16 protein-coding genes are annotated in these 14,210 nt (G+C 55.3%); 12 read left to right on the plus strand and 4 right to left on the minus strand.

From position 1 onward, the window contains the following. Positions 1-4: 4 nt before the first annotated feature. Positions 5-448 (minus strand): regulatory protein RecX, encoded by a 444-nt coding sequence (locus FHR99_RS04840; RefSeq protein WP_183410156.1) that lies wholly within the window; start codon positions 446-448, stop codon positions 5-7. A gap of 168 nt (positions 449-616) precedes the next feature. Here FHR99_RS04840 and FHR99_RS04845 point away from each other — a divergent pair, with 168 nt between their 5' ends. The 11 genes from FHR99_RS04845 (at position 617) to FHR99_RS04895 (ending at position 9,963) form a co-directional block, all read left to right on the plus strand. Continuing rightward, on the plus strand, positions 617-805 hold the full coding sequence (locus FHR99_RS04845) for a Flp family type IVb pilin (protein ID WP_183409401.1): 189 nt from the start codon (positions 617-619) through the stop codon (positions 803-805). A 27-nt stretch (positions 806-832) separates the two neighbouring features. Next, positions 833-1,324 (plus strand): prepilin peptidase, encoded by a 492-nt coding sequence (locus FHR99_RS04850; protein ID WP_183409402.1) that lies wholly within the window; start codon positions 833-835, stop codon positions 1,322-1,324. Positions 1,325-1,332: 8 nt separating this feature from the next. Beyond that, the gene (locus tag FHR99_RS04855; protein WP_183409403.1) at positions 1,333-1,824 is read left to right on the plus strand and encodes a TadE/TadG family type IV pilus assembly protein; all 492 of its coding nucleotides are present in this window, start codon (positions 1,333-1,335) and stop codon (positions 1,822-1,824) included. A 78-nt stretch (positions 1,825-1,902) separates the two neighbouring features. Continuing rightward, positions 1,903-2,724, plus strand: a complete 822-nt coding sequence (gene cpaB, locus FHR99_RS04860) for a Flp pilus assembly protein CpaB (protein ID WP_183409404.1) — start codon at positions 1,903-1,905, stop codon at positions 2,722-2,724. After that, the gene (locus FHR99_RS04865; RefSeq protein WP_343067393.1) at positions 2,721-4,037 is read left to right on the plus strand and encodes a type II and III secretion system protein family protein; all 1,317 of its coding nucleotides are present in this window, start codon (positions 2,721-2,723) and stop codon (positions 4,035-4,037) included. The genes cpaB and FHR99_RS04865 overlap by 4 nt, the downstream gene beginning before the upstream one ends. A 36-nt stretch (positions 4,038-4,073) precedes the next feature. Then, complete coding sequence (locus FHR99_RS04870; RefSeq protein WP_183409405.1) at positions 4,074-5,318, plus strand: ATPase, T2SS/T4P/T4SS family; 1,245 nt, start codon at positions 4,074-4,076, stop codon at positions 5,316-5,318. Beyond that, entirely contained in the window at positions 5,315-6,193 is an 879-nt protein-coding gene (locus FHR99_RS04875; RefSeq protein WP_183409406.1) for a type II secretion system F family protein, read from the plus strand. The genes FHR99_RS04870 and FHR99_RS04875 overlap by 4 nt, the downstream gene beginning before the upstream one ends. A gap of 10 nt (positions 6,194-6,203) precedes the next feature. Further along, the gene (locus FHR99_RS04880; RefSeq protein WP_183409407.1) at positions 6,204-7,130 is read left to right on the plus strand and encodes a type II secretion system F family protein; all 927 of its coding nucleotides are present in this window, start codon (positions 6,204-6,206) and stop codon (positions 7,128-7,130) included. Between the two features lie 3 nt (positions 7,131-7,133). Continuing rightward, complete coding sequence (locus FHR99_RS04885; protein ID WP_183409408.1) at positions 7,134-7,895, plus strand: tetratricopeptide repeat protein; 762 nt, start codon at positions 7,134-7,136, stop codon at positions 7,893-7,895. Beyond that, a complete protein-coding gene (locus FHR99_RS16430) occupies positions 7,892-8,161 on the plus strand; it encodes a DUF3613 domain-containing protein (protein ID WP_183409409.1) in 270 nt (89 codons plus the stop codon). Before FHR99_RS04885 ends, FHR99_RS16430 begins: the two co-directional genes overlap by 4 nt. Positions 8,162-8,166: 5 nt before the next feature. Next, positions 8,167-9,963, plus strand: a complete 1,797-nt coding sequence (locus FHR99_RS04895) for a pilus assembly protein TadG-related protein (RefSeq protein WP_183409410.1) — start codon at positions 8,167-8,169, stop codon at positions 9,961-9,963. Between the two features lie 187 nt (positions 9,964-10,150). Here FHR99_RS04895 and FHR99_RS04900 read toward each other — a convergent pair whose 3' ends face one another. Then, positions 10,151-10,627, minus strand: coding sequence for a hypothetical protein (locus tag FHR99_RS04900; protein ID WP_183409411.1), 477 nt, complete (start codon positions 10,625-10,627; stop codon positions 10,151-10,153). 67 nt (positions 10,628-10,694) lie between these two features. Then, positions 10,695-12,257 carry a glycosyl hydrolase family 8 gene (locus FHR99_RS04905; protein ID WP_183409412.1) on the minus strand — a complete coding sequence of 521 codons (1,563 nt, stop codon included), beginning with the start codon at positions 12,255-12,257 and terminating at the stop codon, positions 10,695-10,697. A gap of 181 nt (positions 12,258-12,438) precedes the next feature. Between FHR99_RS04905 and FHR99_RS04910 the strand changes: the two genes are divergently transcribed. Further along, positions 12,439-13,377, plus strand: a complete 939-nt coding sequence (locus tag FHR99_RS04910; protein ID WP_183409413.1) for an SPFH domain-containing protein — start codon at positions 12,439-12,441, stop codon at positions 13,375-13,377. Here FHR99_RS04910 and FHR99_RS04915 read toward each other — a convergent pair whose 3' ends face one another. Continuing rightward, positions 13,378-14,142, minus strand: coding sequence for an SDR family NAD(P)-dependent oxidoreductase (locus FHR99_RS04915; protein ID WP_183409414.1), 765 nt, complete (start codon positions 14,140-14,142; stop codon positions 13,378-13,380). Positions 14,143-14,210 lie beyond the last annotated feature (68 nt).

Consider the following 14,210-nt stretch of genomic DNA (forward strand, 5'->3'; position numbering starts at 1 on the left):
AGCTTTAATCGAGCACCTCACGAATCTGCTCTCCGGCGAACCCGCGATATAGCAGAAAACGCTGTCGACGGGCCTTTTCCTTGAGATCGGTCGCAGGATGACCGCCGTATTTGCGCTCGACCACTCCTTCAAGAGCCTCATACCAGTCCACATCACAGGACTCCAGAGTTTCAGCAACCAATGCGTCGCTGATGCCCCGCTGCCGCAATTCTTGTCGAATCCGCAGCGGGCCATAGCCGCGCTGACTGCGCTGGCGCACAAACGCCTCCGCGAACCGGCTGTCGCTCTGCAGCCCTTCAGCCGCAAGGGTTTGCAGCGCTTGAGCCACCTGATCTTCGGAAAATCGGCGCTCTAACTTGTTATGTAATTCGCGCCGACTATGCTCGCGACGGGCCAGCAGATCCATCGCCGCGACACGCACTTCAACCAAGGTGGATTTGCCGTCCATATACCCCACAACATCAATCTGTTAACTGTATTGCCATTTTTTTGACATCACTTCGGAAAATACTTATTTCTCAAATTGTCTGCCAGCGTGACAATCCCTCCCAAGACGTCGCCACATGGCACGGACTTATGAGCTACATTTAGACTACAGCTCGAGGAGATCGTAGAAATGTACAACAACCTTAAAGCCAAAATCGCTCGCTTCGCAACCAGTGAAGATGGCGCCAGCGCCATTGAGTATGGACTGATTGCGGGCCTGATCGGCGCACTGATTATTATTGCGGTGACCGGTATTGGCGGCAGCGTATCCAGCTATTTTACATCGATCTGTACCGCACTGGGCGGCACCTGCGCCTAAGCGAGATTTTCGGCGGCAGGGGCCAACATGGATATTGTGGCTTTCACAGATTCGGCCCTCACCATCGTTTTCTCTGCCACGCTAGCGTTTATTGCCTGGCAAGACTGGACGCAGCGCCGCATCGCTAACGGCGCGGTACTGGCCTTGTTGGCTTGCGCGGTCGTGCGCTGGATAACGGAATCACCCAACGGTTATGAGTTGATCTTCAACTTAATTATAGCCTCGTTGATTTCAGTACCCGGTTTGATGCGGGCTGTGCTGGGTGCTGGTGATGTAAAGATGCTGTTTGCATTGGCTCCGCTGTTAACGACCGATGCCTACTTCCAGGCCTTCAGTTTTGGTCTGGTGATACTGGTTGGCGCTTGTCTTCTGGCCGATCAGGCATTGCGCAGGTTTCCGCTTGAAGCCTGTCAGGGTTGCGCGCAAGTGCGGCCCAATGAATTGATGAACCAGCTGCGCGAGCGTGGCATTCCCCTCGGGACTGCCGTTTCACTTGGCTGGTTAACGACACTACTGTGAGGGCAATCATGCCTAAGCAAACGCGCAACATAAAAAGCGGTCTATCGGTTCGTCGTAATGAAAAAGGCGCGTCCGCTATCGAGTTCTCGATTGTGCTACCCGTCTTTATGGCCTTGCTCTATGGCATTGTCACCTACGCGACTGTGTTTCTGTTGATACAGAGTTTTACCTACGCGTCTGAAGATGCCTTGCGTGCTGCCGTCGCGGTGGACTGTGAAGGACTGACATCGCAGGAGTGTATTGATGATCGAATCACACCGGCGATTCGCTCACAGGTGGTGGCTTCGCTGGACTGGCTTCCGCCCTCAGTAAAAAGCATTGTGCTTGGCACATCAGGAGAGGAGGTTGTCGTAAATTGCAGTGGCGATACTTGCACGGTTGAAGTGCGCTACGACAACTACGATACGAATCCACTGATTCCCGCAGTCACCCTGCCCGCCATTGGCACAATTCCGCGCATTCCACAGCATTTGATTGGACGCGCAAGCCTTAGGGTCTGATTCTTTATGCAGTAACAAGGCCTCAGAACTAGGGCGCAGTTGAAAGTTGGATACGCACGTTTGCACAAGGAAGCGACCATGCAGCCCAAAACGCTAAAGATACTGGCCTTCGGCCTGATCGGCTTCTCGCTGATTCTCGCCATCGTCGGCATTCGCCTCAGCAGCCAGCCGGAAGTCAAATCCACGGTCCTGGCCCCCGAATCTGCCTATAAAGTGGTCGTCACCAAGCGCGCCATTGAACCCAATACGGTGCTTAGCGCCGACGATGTGCAGAGCATTCCCTACCCGCTCAGCACCGGCGGCACGTTTACCGAAACCTCTGCGGTTGTTGGCAAGGAAGTTTACGTTGCCCTGCCCCAGGGTGAAGTTCTGCGCGAACAGCACTTTGAAATTAGCAGCGTATTGGCGGAACAGGTTAAGCCCGGCTATCGCGCAATGGCCGTTGCAGTCGACGAGACCATCGGCACCGGCGGCTATCTGATGCCGGGCGATAAAGTCGACATTCTGTTTGCCACGCGCGCCAGTCGCGAATCCGGCAACAGCAGCCTGTCTCGCCGCATCCTCACCGATATCACTGTGCTTGCCTTTGGCAACGTCTTGCAGGGAACCCCTCCGGCTGACGAAGCCACCGGAAAGCGGAGCCGCACGGCAGTACTCGAGGTGCCGGAAGCCGACATCAGCAAATTGCTTCTGGCCGAAACGGCTGGTTCTCTGCGATTGGCTGCAGTAGGCGACCGCGAACTGGAACAAATGGAACTTGAAACAACGCCAGCTGAACGGGCGGAAATCAAGGCCGACATGGCCGACGTGATCGGCAAACCAAAGCAGGTCTATAAACCCCGCCCTAAAGTCTATGTCTACCACGGCGACAGCGTTGAAACAGTGAGGACTAATCCGTGAACAAGGTAAAAATGATTTTACTTGCGATTGGCCTGCTGTCTTCTGCCTTGGTCAACGCACTCGACAATATCGATCTGAAAATGATCTCCGGCGAACAGTACCAGATGCGCGCACCCGAACCGATAGTGAGAACTGCTGTCGGCAATCCCGAAGTACTGAGCGTAAAGGTCATCAATAGCCGGGAAATTCTGCTGACCGCGAAAGCAGACGGCAAAACTTCGCTGATGGTCTGGAAACAGGGTTACCGCAACCCCCTGCGCTATCAGGTAGACATCACTCCGGACATCGGCAAGTTTGCACCGACAACGCGCGTACAGGCGATTCAGGGCGGCATCATGGTTAGCGGTGCCGTGGCTTCATTGGCAGAGCATGACAGCGCTATGGCTGCCGCAGGCAAGTCTGCCGTCGACAGCACTCACTCTACCGGCCCCATTCAAGTGCAGACGGATATCCGTATTGTGGAGATCAGTCGCAATGAATTGAAATCTGTGGGCTCGCTATTGGCCAAGAATACGCTTAATACCACCGCTGCGGTCGGAACGCCCGGCAGTTTTAGCGGCGTCGAAGGCACCAACGGCGGCTTCAACTTGCTCACCCAAAGTGGCTTTCTTCCCAACACCGACAGTTATTCACTGCTGATTGGCAAGGCCCAGCGCGGCCTGCTCGGGGTAATCAGCGCGCTGCAAAACAACGGCTATGCTTACACGCTGGCCGAGCCCTCATTAGTCGCGCTGTCTGGTCATACCGCCAGTTTTCTGGCCGGTGGCGAGTTCCCCTACCCTGCCAGCAACCAGAATGGTGAGATTGAAATAGAGTACCGCGAGTTTGGTGTGCGCCTGAAACTGACACCCACCGTGCTGGACAATCAGAACATCATGCTCAAGGTAGCACCGGAAGTGAGCGAACTGGATTTTGTGAGTGGCATTCAAACCGGCGGCGTGGCAGTCCCGTCATTGCGTGTGCGCCGTACCGATACTGCCGTACAACTGGCGTCCGGCGAGAGCTTTATTATCAGCGGCTTGATCAGCACGCGTACCGCCAGCAACGCAGATAAATTTCCAGGGTTAGGCGATATCCCCATACTCGGCGCGTTCTTCCGCTCAACCCGTTTTGAGCGCGAAGATAAAGAGCTGATCATGATCGTGACTCCGCATCTGGTGAGACCCATGGCAGCGCAGGCACGACTGCCGGAACTGCCCGGCGAAATTTATCGCCGCCATCAGCCAAGCTTTGGCGACATTCTATTCGGCGACGCGCAACCCGAATACAGCGGTAAAACCTGGAGTTCACCCGGCGTCGGGTTCTCGGACTGAGTGTGGCTTAACGACCAAGGATGACAGGAGAACACTGTGTCCGACCTTAATGTGACAGAAGATCTGAACAGCGGTGACGAGTACGAGCGCCTCAAGGCGGCTTTGCACCGATTTGTGATCGAACGCATTGAAGACGAGGAAGCCTTTTACGATGGCGATACAAAACGTCTGGCGCGTTCCATTTCCGGCTATATTCGCCAGTACTGCCGCATTTACGAATTTCCGATTGCCGAGGACGAGCAAGCTGTTCTGGAGAAAGAACTGCTGGACGAGATCGCCGGCTACGGACCACTGCAGAGTCTTCTGGAAGACCCGGAAGTCAACGACATTCTGATCAATGGCCCCACCTCCATCTTTGTAGAGCGCAGAGGTGTTCTCGAGAAAACCCGGCTGCGCTTTCTTGACGACCGTCACGTACTGCGAGTGATTCGCCGCATGATTTCACCGCTCGGCCGTCGCATCGATGAATCGAGCCCACTGGTGGATGGCCGACTGCCCGACGGCAGCCGTATCAACGCCATCGTGCCGCCGCTATCACTGGAAGGCCCCTGCCTGTCCATTCGTAAATTCCGACAGGAAGCCCTCACCGAACATGACCTGGTGGACGGCGGCTCTATTAGCCGTGATGCCATGGAGTTTTTGAAACAGGCGGTCAACAACCGCTCCAACATCCTGATCAGTGGTGCCACCGGCTCGGGAAAAACAACGATACTGAATGCTCTGAGTCAGTATATTTTTGATGGCCAACGCGTAGTGACTATCGAAGACGCAGCGGAACTTCAATTGCAGCACAGTCACGTCGTCAGACTGGAAACCCGCCCTCCCAATAACGAGGGTATCGGCGAAGTGACTGCCCGCGAACTGCTGCGTAATTCTCTGCGGATGCGTCCAGACCGCATTATCGTTGGTGAAACCCGCGGTGCTGAGGTGCTCGATATGCTACAGGCTATGAACACTGGTCACAGCGGGTCGATGAGTACCGTCCACGCCAACTCCGCTGAAGATGCCATTACCCGTCTTGAAATGATGGTTGGTCTGGCGGAATTCAAAGGCTCAGACACACTTTGCCAGCGCATGATCGGCAGCGCACTCGATTATATTGTCCATGTCGGCCGGCTGGCTGATGGTCGCCGCGTGGTACAGGAAATTGTCGAAGTGAACAGCAAAAACTGCGCACTGACGCCCATCTTCCTGTTCAATACCCACACGGGAGAGATGGAACGTGTCGGTAGCGGCAATAGCGCCAAGCTTAGCGCAGCAAATCACGGAGTCCTGACATGATCTGGATACTGATCAGTTTGCTGATAGCGGCCGCAGGCGCTGTACTGCTACTCGCAGGAAAAAAAGAGGAACGGCCCGCTGCCGCCGGCAAAAAAGAGGACGAAGACTTCGACCCTCTGGCGTCAAAGCGTTCACGCTGGATACCGGAATTCATTGTTAACTATCTCAACCGACTAGGTCTGAACCTTCAACCGTCGACCATTATGGTATTAATGGTAGGCGAACTCGTTCTGGTCGCGCTGCTGTGGCTTATGCTGGAATTTTCAGTCGCCCTGCTTGCTGCACTCGGACTACTGCTGATTACCCACGTGGGGCTGCAAGCCCTTGGCAACCATCAGAAGCAGAAGCTGCTGCAATCCCTGCCGTCCTTTCTGAATCAGGTATCCCGGCGGCTGTCTGCAGGTGTGTCTGTAGAACACGCTTTCACCGACTCAATGGAAAATATTGAAGGTCCACTGGAGCTTTCCATGCGACGTGTCATGCAGCGTGTCGGCCTCGGTTTGGAGCTGCATCAAGCCTTTGAACGTGAAGCACGCGCCAACGGATCAAAAGAGTTGCTGATCGTTTCTACGGCACTGCATATTAACGAGCAGTTCGGCGGCAGCATCCGCGCCATTCTCGATGACATTGTGCACATTCTCCGGCTTGACGATCTCGGCAAGCGCGAACTTAAGGCGCAGACCGGTGAAACCCGCATTACAGCGCTGGTGCTCACCCTACTGCCACTATCCATGATCACGCTTCTGACCAGTATGAATCCGGATTTTATCCTGCAGATGTGGCACGACAGCCTTGGCAAGAACCTTTTGATCATCGCCGCTTCCCTGCAAGTGCTGGGAGCGGTTTCTCTCTGGCGCATGGTGCGCGCCATATAGCGAGGCAATGATGGAATCCTACCACCTCCTGTTTCTCGCCTGCATCGTGCTGCTAATGGCGGCACCGGCATTACTGTTGCTCGCTCGTATTGAAGCTCAGCCGCGCATAGTGCCAGAAGCGCCGCACAAGCAATCTACAACGACAAGTATTGATACGCGCGAGACCCGCAAAAAGAACCGGCGGAGCTTTCAGCTCGAGCCCTGGCGTCAATTACGTAGCCGCTACGAATCCATTGACGAAGTCGCGCGTCTGTTCCGCCAATCTGGAGTGAGCTCTGCCGCTGATCAGATGCGTTATCTGATTTACGGGGTGGCCGCTGCGGCAATTTTCAGCCTGTTATTGGGAGTGGTACTCGGTGCTGGCAAATACTCCGCAATTGAGGCCTTCGCTTATGCAGTGATCGCCTTTGTCGTGACCTTGCTGGTCATGAAGCGCGGCCTTAAAGGCAAGGCCGACAAGCGACAGAAAGCACTGGAAGACGAAGCGTTAATGCTGATCCAAACTACCCGCATGTTGTGGCGGGTGGGTTTGTCACTCCCCAAAACGCTGGGCATTCTCTGTGACGAACTTCGCCACCTTACACCCAACACTGCAACCGAACTCAAAATTGCGGTTAAACGGATTGACGCCGGCCAGGCTCAGGATGAAGCGCTACAGGAGTTGTGTAATAACACTCACGCCGAAGGCTTTCGAGAATATTTGATTATTCTGCGCCAGGAATCGAGCACCGGTGGCGGTGTTGATAAATCCCTGCAGGAACTTTATGAAGTATTACAGAGTCGCCGCAAAACCAACCTGCAGGAAAAAGTCAGTAAAACGTCGGCGAATATGTCTGTGGTGATGATGTTGATGATGTTTCCGGCACTGATCATTGTGATCGGCGGCCCCGGTTTCATCGCGATCTCACGGGCGCTTTCTACATTAAACGGGGGTTAGGTCATGCGAATTCAACTAGCGGTTGTCCTGTCTGCTGCGCTGCTTAGCGCCTGCAGCAGCCAACCAAAAATGACAAAGGTGCCAGTCAACAGCGGTCAGCAGTGCTATGAAGAAAAATCCCGCGAAATGAGTGTGCGGCTCGATCTTATCCGGCAAACCGTAGCCGAAGGCCAGTACTATTCCGCGATAGCCCATCTGGAGCGCGAACGTTTTACCTCCGATGGTGCGCGCTTTTTGATGGCCGAATCCCTGCGTAAAAGCGGTCAGCCCCACAAGGCTCTGGAACAGTATGAGGAACTCAAAAGTGGGTGTCTGCACGCACTGGGCTTTCTCGGCGCCGGAAAAATACACGCAATAACCGGCAACCTTCAAAAAGCGCTAGCCGAACTGAAAGTTGCACGCGACTTGCTGCCAACGGATGCCAATATCCGAAACGATTACGGCTTCGCCCTGCTTGCCAATGGCCAATACCCACAGGCACAACAGGAATTTCTGACCGCGATTCAGCTACAGAACGAACATCCTATCGCCATTAAAAATTTGGTGCTGGCCCTGATTCTTGATCGCGACGCCAAAGCTGCCTGGGCTGTGGCCGAACACCACAAAATGACACCGGAATCCTTTCAGAACCTGATGGTGCGCGCTGCCCAGTTCCGCAAAGCCTCAGTGCGCAACGGTAAAAACGCGGTGGCAAATGTCCCCGTCGCCATGCCCGATTCCGGGCTGGAACAACCCATTCTTATTCGCACAGGAGAAACACTGTGAAATCACTTTTAGTTGCAGGTTCCGTAGCGCTGTTGCTTTCTTTTCCGGTGCACGCAGACGAACCCGATCCGACGCAGGCCCTGCTAAAGGGGCAACAGGCCACACCAACGGGCCAGCTGTTGCAATTGCAACGCTCGGGCAAGTTGGCCTCGCGCAAAGAACAGCAGTTACCGGGTAAGGCTCAGACCAAGATCTACGATCGCTACATCAACAGTTTTGGTCACCCCATTCCGGAAACCTACATTAGCGATACATTCACCGAGTAGACCGTATGGGTAGCCGTATCAGTCTGACAAGTCTGTCGAACCAGCGCGGTGCGATCGTCGTCAGTACCGCCGTTCTGCTCGGTGCCCTCTTGCTGTTTGTGGCTCTGGCGGTAGACACGGGAAGGCTGTACTACGAAAAACGGATTCTTCAACAGCAGGCCGATCTCGCGGCAATTCAGGCATCGCAGCTCTACTGTAGCGGATTTGATGATGCGGACACCGTAGCCAGTGGCATCCGCGACACACTGATTGATCACGGTTTTAATCCCGATGACACCGAAAATTCCCTGACCGTAAACCTCGGCACCCTGGCGGTAAACAACAACCGTCGAGAGTTCACCAGCAGCGCGGAATTTCAATCGGTTCAAGTAGTACTGTCACGCACCATTCCCTCGGCCTTATTTGCCGGCAGCATTTTCAACGATATTACGCTGACCGCCAGTGGCGTCGCGGAGCGCGACCTCACGGCAACCCTGTCTGCCGGGAATGCCTTGATCAGTGTCGACAGCGATCAGTCACCCGTTCTCAATTCTGTACTCGGCGGCCTGCTGGGCGGCTCTATCAACCTTTCTGCAGCCAGCTATCAGGGACTGGTCGACAGCGCCATTACCTTCAGCGACCTGATTGTTGAGCTTTCCAGCGCCGGGCTGTTGGCAGCCACCGCTGGCGTGGATGACCTGAGCAATCTTGATTTGACCCTGACCGAGCTGTTGACCGCCATCGGCAATACCATAACTGTCAGTGGGGGTAGCGCTGCACCCGTCACCGATATTACCAATGCCGCGATTGCCGCAGGCAGCGGTGCGGAGACAGTCGATCTCGGCAATATCTTGGAAGTTGATGATGACTATGTCGGTAGTGATCAGTCCGACGACAGTGAAGTGTCACCTCTGCAATTGATTACGGCGGCTTTGCTGGATATCAACCTCGGCGACACCGTGAACTTTAATGTTGCCGCCGATACCTCGTCGCTACCGATCATTCAAGACTTGTTTGGCAACACGCTGAACCAGACCATGGCCCTGACCATCGGCAGCGGGCCGACTATCGCGGTCGGTCGCTTTGGCTACGATACCCTCGGTGCCCCCCGTACCCTTGCCCGCGCCGCTGCACTGGATCTCGCAACAAATATTAGTCTCAACTTTGGCCCCGGCTCCAGCGGCTCCCTCAGTGCCTTGCTAGGCACGCTCCTGACCGTCAGTGGCGATATCACAGTAGCCATGTCGACCGCCGAGTCAGAAGCTTGGCTGGATCAGATTAGTCAGTGCCCTCGCCTACTGTCGAGGCTGTTCGATTTCACCGTGGGCACCTCGCCCGGCGCGCTCGATCTGGAAATTCGTGGCGCAAATCCCGGTGATCCAGCCAACCTGTCAGTGGACCTCACGTTGGGTGGCCTGGGCTTGATAAACACAACGCTGGAGGTTGAAGGTAGTCTACCTATCGCCAGCGGAAGTGATAGCACCGTTCCCTTTGCTCTGGATCTGTCTCAGCCCGACGCGCTGCCGAGCGAAGAAGGCTCGGCCAGCACCAGTGTTTCCAGCGCCGTCAGCAACGGCGTTGCCACCGCCGGCAGCTCGCTGGTCAGCAATATCTCCACCACTGTGCTGGGCTTTCCCGTTACCCTATCCGCTACAGATGAGGCCACACTAACCAACAATCTGTTAATTGCGCTGGCGCCGATTCTCGGTGGTGTCGCCGAGCTGACTCTCGATCCGGTACTCGAAGCCCTCGGTATTGGAGTCGGAGAAGTTCGGGTTCAGATTCTGGATGTGGAAGAAGGCCGCAGCGAGCTGATGTTGTAGTCGGCCCCGCACTTATCCGAAGCGGTGCCGCTCATACAACAGCGCTTACAGATCTCTGTTAATTGTGCTTTGTCGCGAAGGCTGTCGCAGCAAACGTCCGCGGCACACAGCAACCCACTTGCGATCAAACGCTCCAACACCTCGGCCGGAATAGTGAGGTGAACGTGCGTCGCCCCTCTCACCGACATTAGTTCACACTCATATCCGTGCTCATGCCCAGCACTTCAGCGACAGCCGACGCGCCGTCTCTGCCGGAATAGCCATCAAGCGCGAGTGCGGCCTGGCTGTGCCAGCTCGGCAGTCGCGTTGCCAGCAATGGCGTACGCAACTGCTCCTGATAATGAATGTCCCCTATCCTGTTTAGAAACTCGCGTCGCAGTGATAGGTGGCCGCATTCCGCCAAGGCTCGCGCCAAGGCCATTCCGGAGTCAATCAGACGATCCATATGACGCTGACCATCGAGTTTGCCGTGGGCGGTAAAACGCTGGATCAGCAGAATTGAAAGATCGAAGGCGCAGCCAAAAAACTGAATACTCTCGTCTACGCTGCCCCGAGTTCGACAGGCCTGCCCCTTGCGCATCCAGCTCGACCAGATGGGTGCGCTTGCCTCCAGGCGCTCGCTGAGTAGGGCGCGGTGTTTGCTGCAAAGAAATTGAACGTGCACGAAAGCTCTCCTCGACAATTGATAATGATTGTCATTTGCGAAATGAGCAGTACCTGTCAACCCTTATTCAGGTTTCTTTTTCGTTTGGCTCGCCAGCTTCTTCCGCTTCGACCGTCTCTGCGTCTTCATCGGCGCAGAAACCGAAGCTTACAGAGGCTTTTGAATCCAGTCGCTTGTTCCAGTCCACCCCCTGAACAGTCACCGTTTCACCAGACTGTGTGTAGCGCGCATTCCAGATTTTGTAGATAGACTCCGGGGCAGTGAATTCCACTTCCCAATCCACGGCCACCTCTGCCGGGTTATACACCGTTGCTTCACTGCAATAACCATCCCTCCATTCCGATGTCCGTTTCAGGCTGAGCACCAGAGCGGGAAGGCCTGTGGTCGAGGCGGTTTTACGCGCGGGCAGAGGAACTTGGGTCGGATCCCAGAAGTTGCCGCTTAGCGCCAGTAACGACAACAGATTGACGGAATCCTCGTAGTAGCCCCCGTGCTCGCGATAGAGGCGTTGATAGAGGGCATTCAGAAAGTCCTGTTGCTCGCGGTCGAGCATGGCGGCCACGGCCACCGGCGCCGCAAACAGCGTGGTGAAGTAGTTGCGAATGGGTTCCCCATCCAGGGTATAACCCGCCGCAATACGATCCGGGTCGCCTGCCGTCGCCTCGGCAAAGAACGCCTGCATGCGGCGGGCCATTGCCCTAGAGTCTTCGCGGCCATTGAGAATCGCATCTACCGCCAGCCGCCAGGGCAGACGGCCCGCGTTGTAGTCGTAGTCACCGTCGGTTTCATCCTCCAGATAGCCATCCGGGGCGGGAATACAGGATTCGGGGGTTCTGCAGTCTTTGGCAAAGTCCGGCAGCAATCCCGCGCTGGAGCGCGCCTGTAAATGCTTCAGGCGGCTCTCACAGGCTGCAGAAACACTGTGCCAGGCCAAACTGCCGCTGTGCCGGGCAAAGGCCGCAAAATGACCCGGCATACAGTCGCTCGTGCGTAGGGTGAATTGGTTGTAGGTCTCGCCATCCGGCTTTACCCAATCGCCCATCATCGGCAAGCGACTGTCCGGGCCGACAACCGATTCCATCAACCCCGCCAATACGGTATTCGCCACTTCTCCGTAATCTATATCGCCGTTATTGCCCCATTGAGCGCTGGCCAACAGCAGACCGTAGGCGATATCCGCATCCCCGTCGAAGGCCGCCGTATTGCCGCCAACAGTCTCGCCATCATCGACCTTCCAGCTCATCAAGCGTCCGTCGATTCCACTGGGGTAACGGCGGCTGTAACGCCAAAGCCCGTCGAAGACCATTTGAGCATCAGGATCATGGCCCGCCATGAGCGCGACGATCATCATGCCGTAGCCCTGACCTTCCGATACCGTCGCTTTTGAATCCTTGCCAAATGCGACCCGATAAAGCGCGCGGCCTTGATCGTCGCGCCCAGCGGATATCAGGTAATCCGATTTCCACTGAAGGTAGTAGTCAACAATATGGGCATTGAGCTGCGCCTGGGTATAGCGGTTAGGCTGAACGACATCAGTGCCATAATCCAGGGACTGGGGAAAGGGTCTGGCGGGAGAGGCGCAGGCCGCAACACCCTGCAGGAACACGATAATAGCGAACCAGCGAACCATTCCGTCAGCGTCTCCTTTTAACGGTACATTTTGATGTCATGAACCCGGACTATACTCACCGCGCCAATCTTCCACCAGTCAATGGTTCCGCTGGACCACGGGCTGACTTACTATTACCAGACTAACAAGCGGCGTAGTGGATAGCGCCGCATAACAACAAAGCCTTCTGGGAGACCACATCATGGGCACCATCGTTATTATTCTCATTGTTCTACTTGCGGGGATCGTTTTTACCTTTGTCGCGCAATCTACCAACAACCCCGCTCAAAAGCGCACCTTCAGCACCGTTAGTATCGGCTGTTATATTGCAGCGCTGATCACCTTAGCGATGGCGAGTTATACCACCGTACCAGCTGGTCATGTCAAAGTGGCGAGTCTGTTCGGCAAGGTGCAGCCCACCCCCTTCGATGAAGGCCTGCATTTTCCCGTCAATCCGCTTTATTCCTGGACCGAATTCGACCTGCGCCAGAAAACACACAAGGAAACTGCCGGCGTACCGTCTGAAGACAAACTGATCACCGAAATGGATGTCTCGGTACAGTACCGCACCATTGGCAGCATGGCGCCGGATATTCTGCGCAACACCGGTCAGACCAAAGACATCATCAATGTGCATATGATCCCGAAGCTCCGCTCCATTCTGCGTGAACAGGGCAAAGGTGTGGCTCAGGCGCAGGACTTCTTTCTAGAATCGGTACAGGCCCAGCTGCAAACAACCCTGCAGATTTCCCTGAGTGAATTTCTCGCCCCCAAAGGTCTTCAGATTGAATCGGTACTGATTCGCGATGTGGTGTTGCCCGCGGTTATTCGCAATGCGATCACCGAGACCAAAAAACGCGAACAGGAAGTCTTGAAACAACAGGCCGAACTGGAGCGCTTTGCTACAGAGCAGAACCAGAAGGTCAAACAGGCAGAATCTGAATTACAGGCAGCCAAGCTGGAAGCGGAAAAAATTCGCGCACTGGCGGATGCAGAGGCCTATCAGATTCAGGTGATCAACCAGCAACTGGCTAAATCACCCAACTATATTCGTCTGAAAGAAGTTGAGCGCTGGAACGGCGTGCTGCCCAAGTACACTGGTAACAGCAGCGTGCCGATTCTTGATCTGCGCAAAGAATAATTACAGTACGCAGAAACCGCCGTCGGTAAGCAGCGTCGAGCCCGTGGTGTAGCTGGACATATCGCTGAGCAGGTACAGCACGGGGCCGACAATCTCTTCGGTCTCGGCAATCCGCTTCTGCAGACAGGCGGCCTTGGCTCCCTCTTCAAAGCCGGGAATCACAGACGCGCTGGTATCGAACAAATCCGAGTGATAGCTGCCGGGAGCTAGCGCATTTACGCGAATATTGTCACCCGCCCATTCTGCGGCCATCACCTTGGTCATGGCATTCAACCCAGCCTTTAACGAGGCATAAAAGCCCTGGTAGGCCGGCGGTTTCAAACCCGAAACCGACACCACATTAATAACATTGCCCCCACCGCGCTTGGCCATATGCGGTGCTGCACGCGAGGCCAGATACCAAGGGCCCATCAGGTTCACATCGAACATTTTCTGAAACAGTGAGGGTTCCACATCAGTTAGGCCACCCACTGCCGGGTTAATACCGGCGTTGTTGATCACAATATCGATGCCGCCAAAATGCGCCAGCGTCTGGGTGATCAGATTGTCGAGACTTTCGGTTTGCCCGGTATGCGTTGCAACCGCCAGAGCCTCACCGCCCGCTTGCTGTATTGCGTCACAAACCGTTTCGCAGTTTTCCTGCTTGCGACTGGCCACCACAACCTTAATGCCCACTTTTGCCAAACCGAGTGCCATGGCCTTGCCAAGGCCGCGGCTGCCACCGGTAATAATCGCAACCTTGCCGTGCAGCTCACTGAAACTCATACCTGCTCTCCCCAATTCTTCACAAAACCGTGCGTTACCTGACGATGCACCGCCACCCGGCGAAAAAC

It is taken from the genome of Litorivivens lipolytica (assembly GCF_014191715.1).
In the GTDB taxonomy this organism is placed as follows: Bacteria; Pseudomonadota; Gammaproteobacteria; order Pseudomonadales; family Spongiibacteraceae; genus Litorivivens; species Litorivivens lipolytica.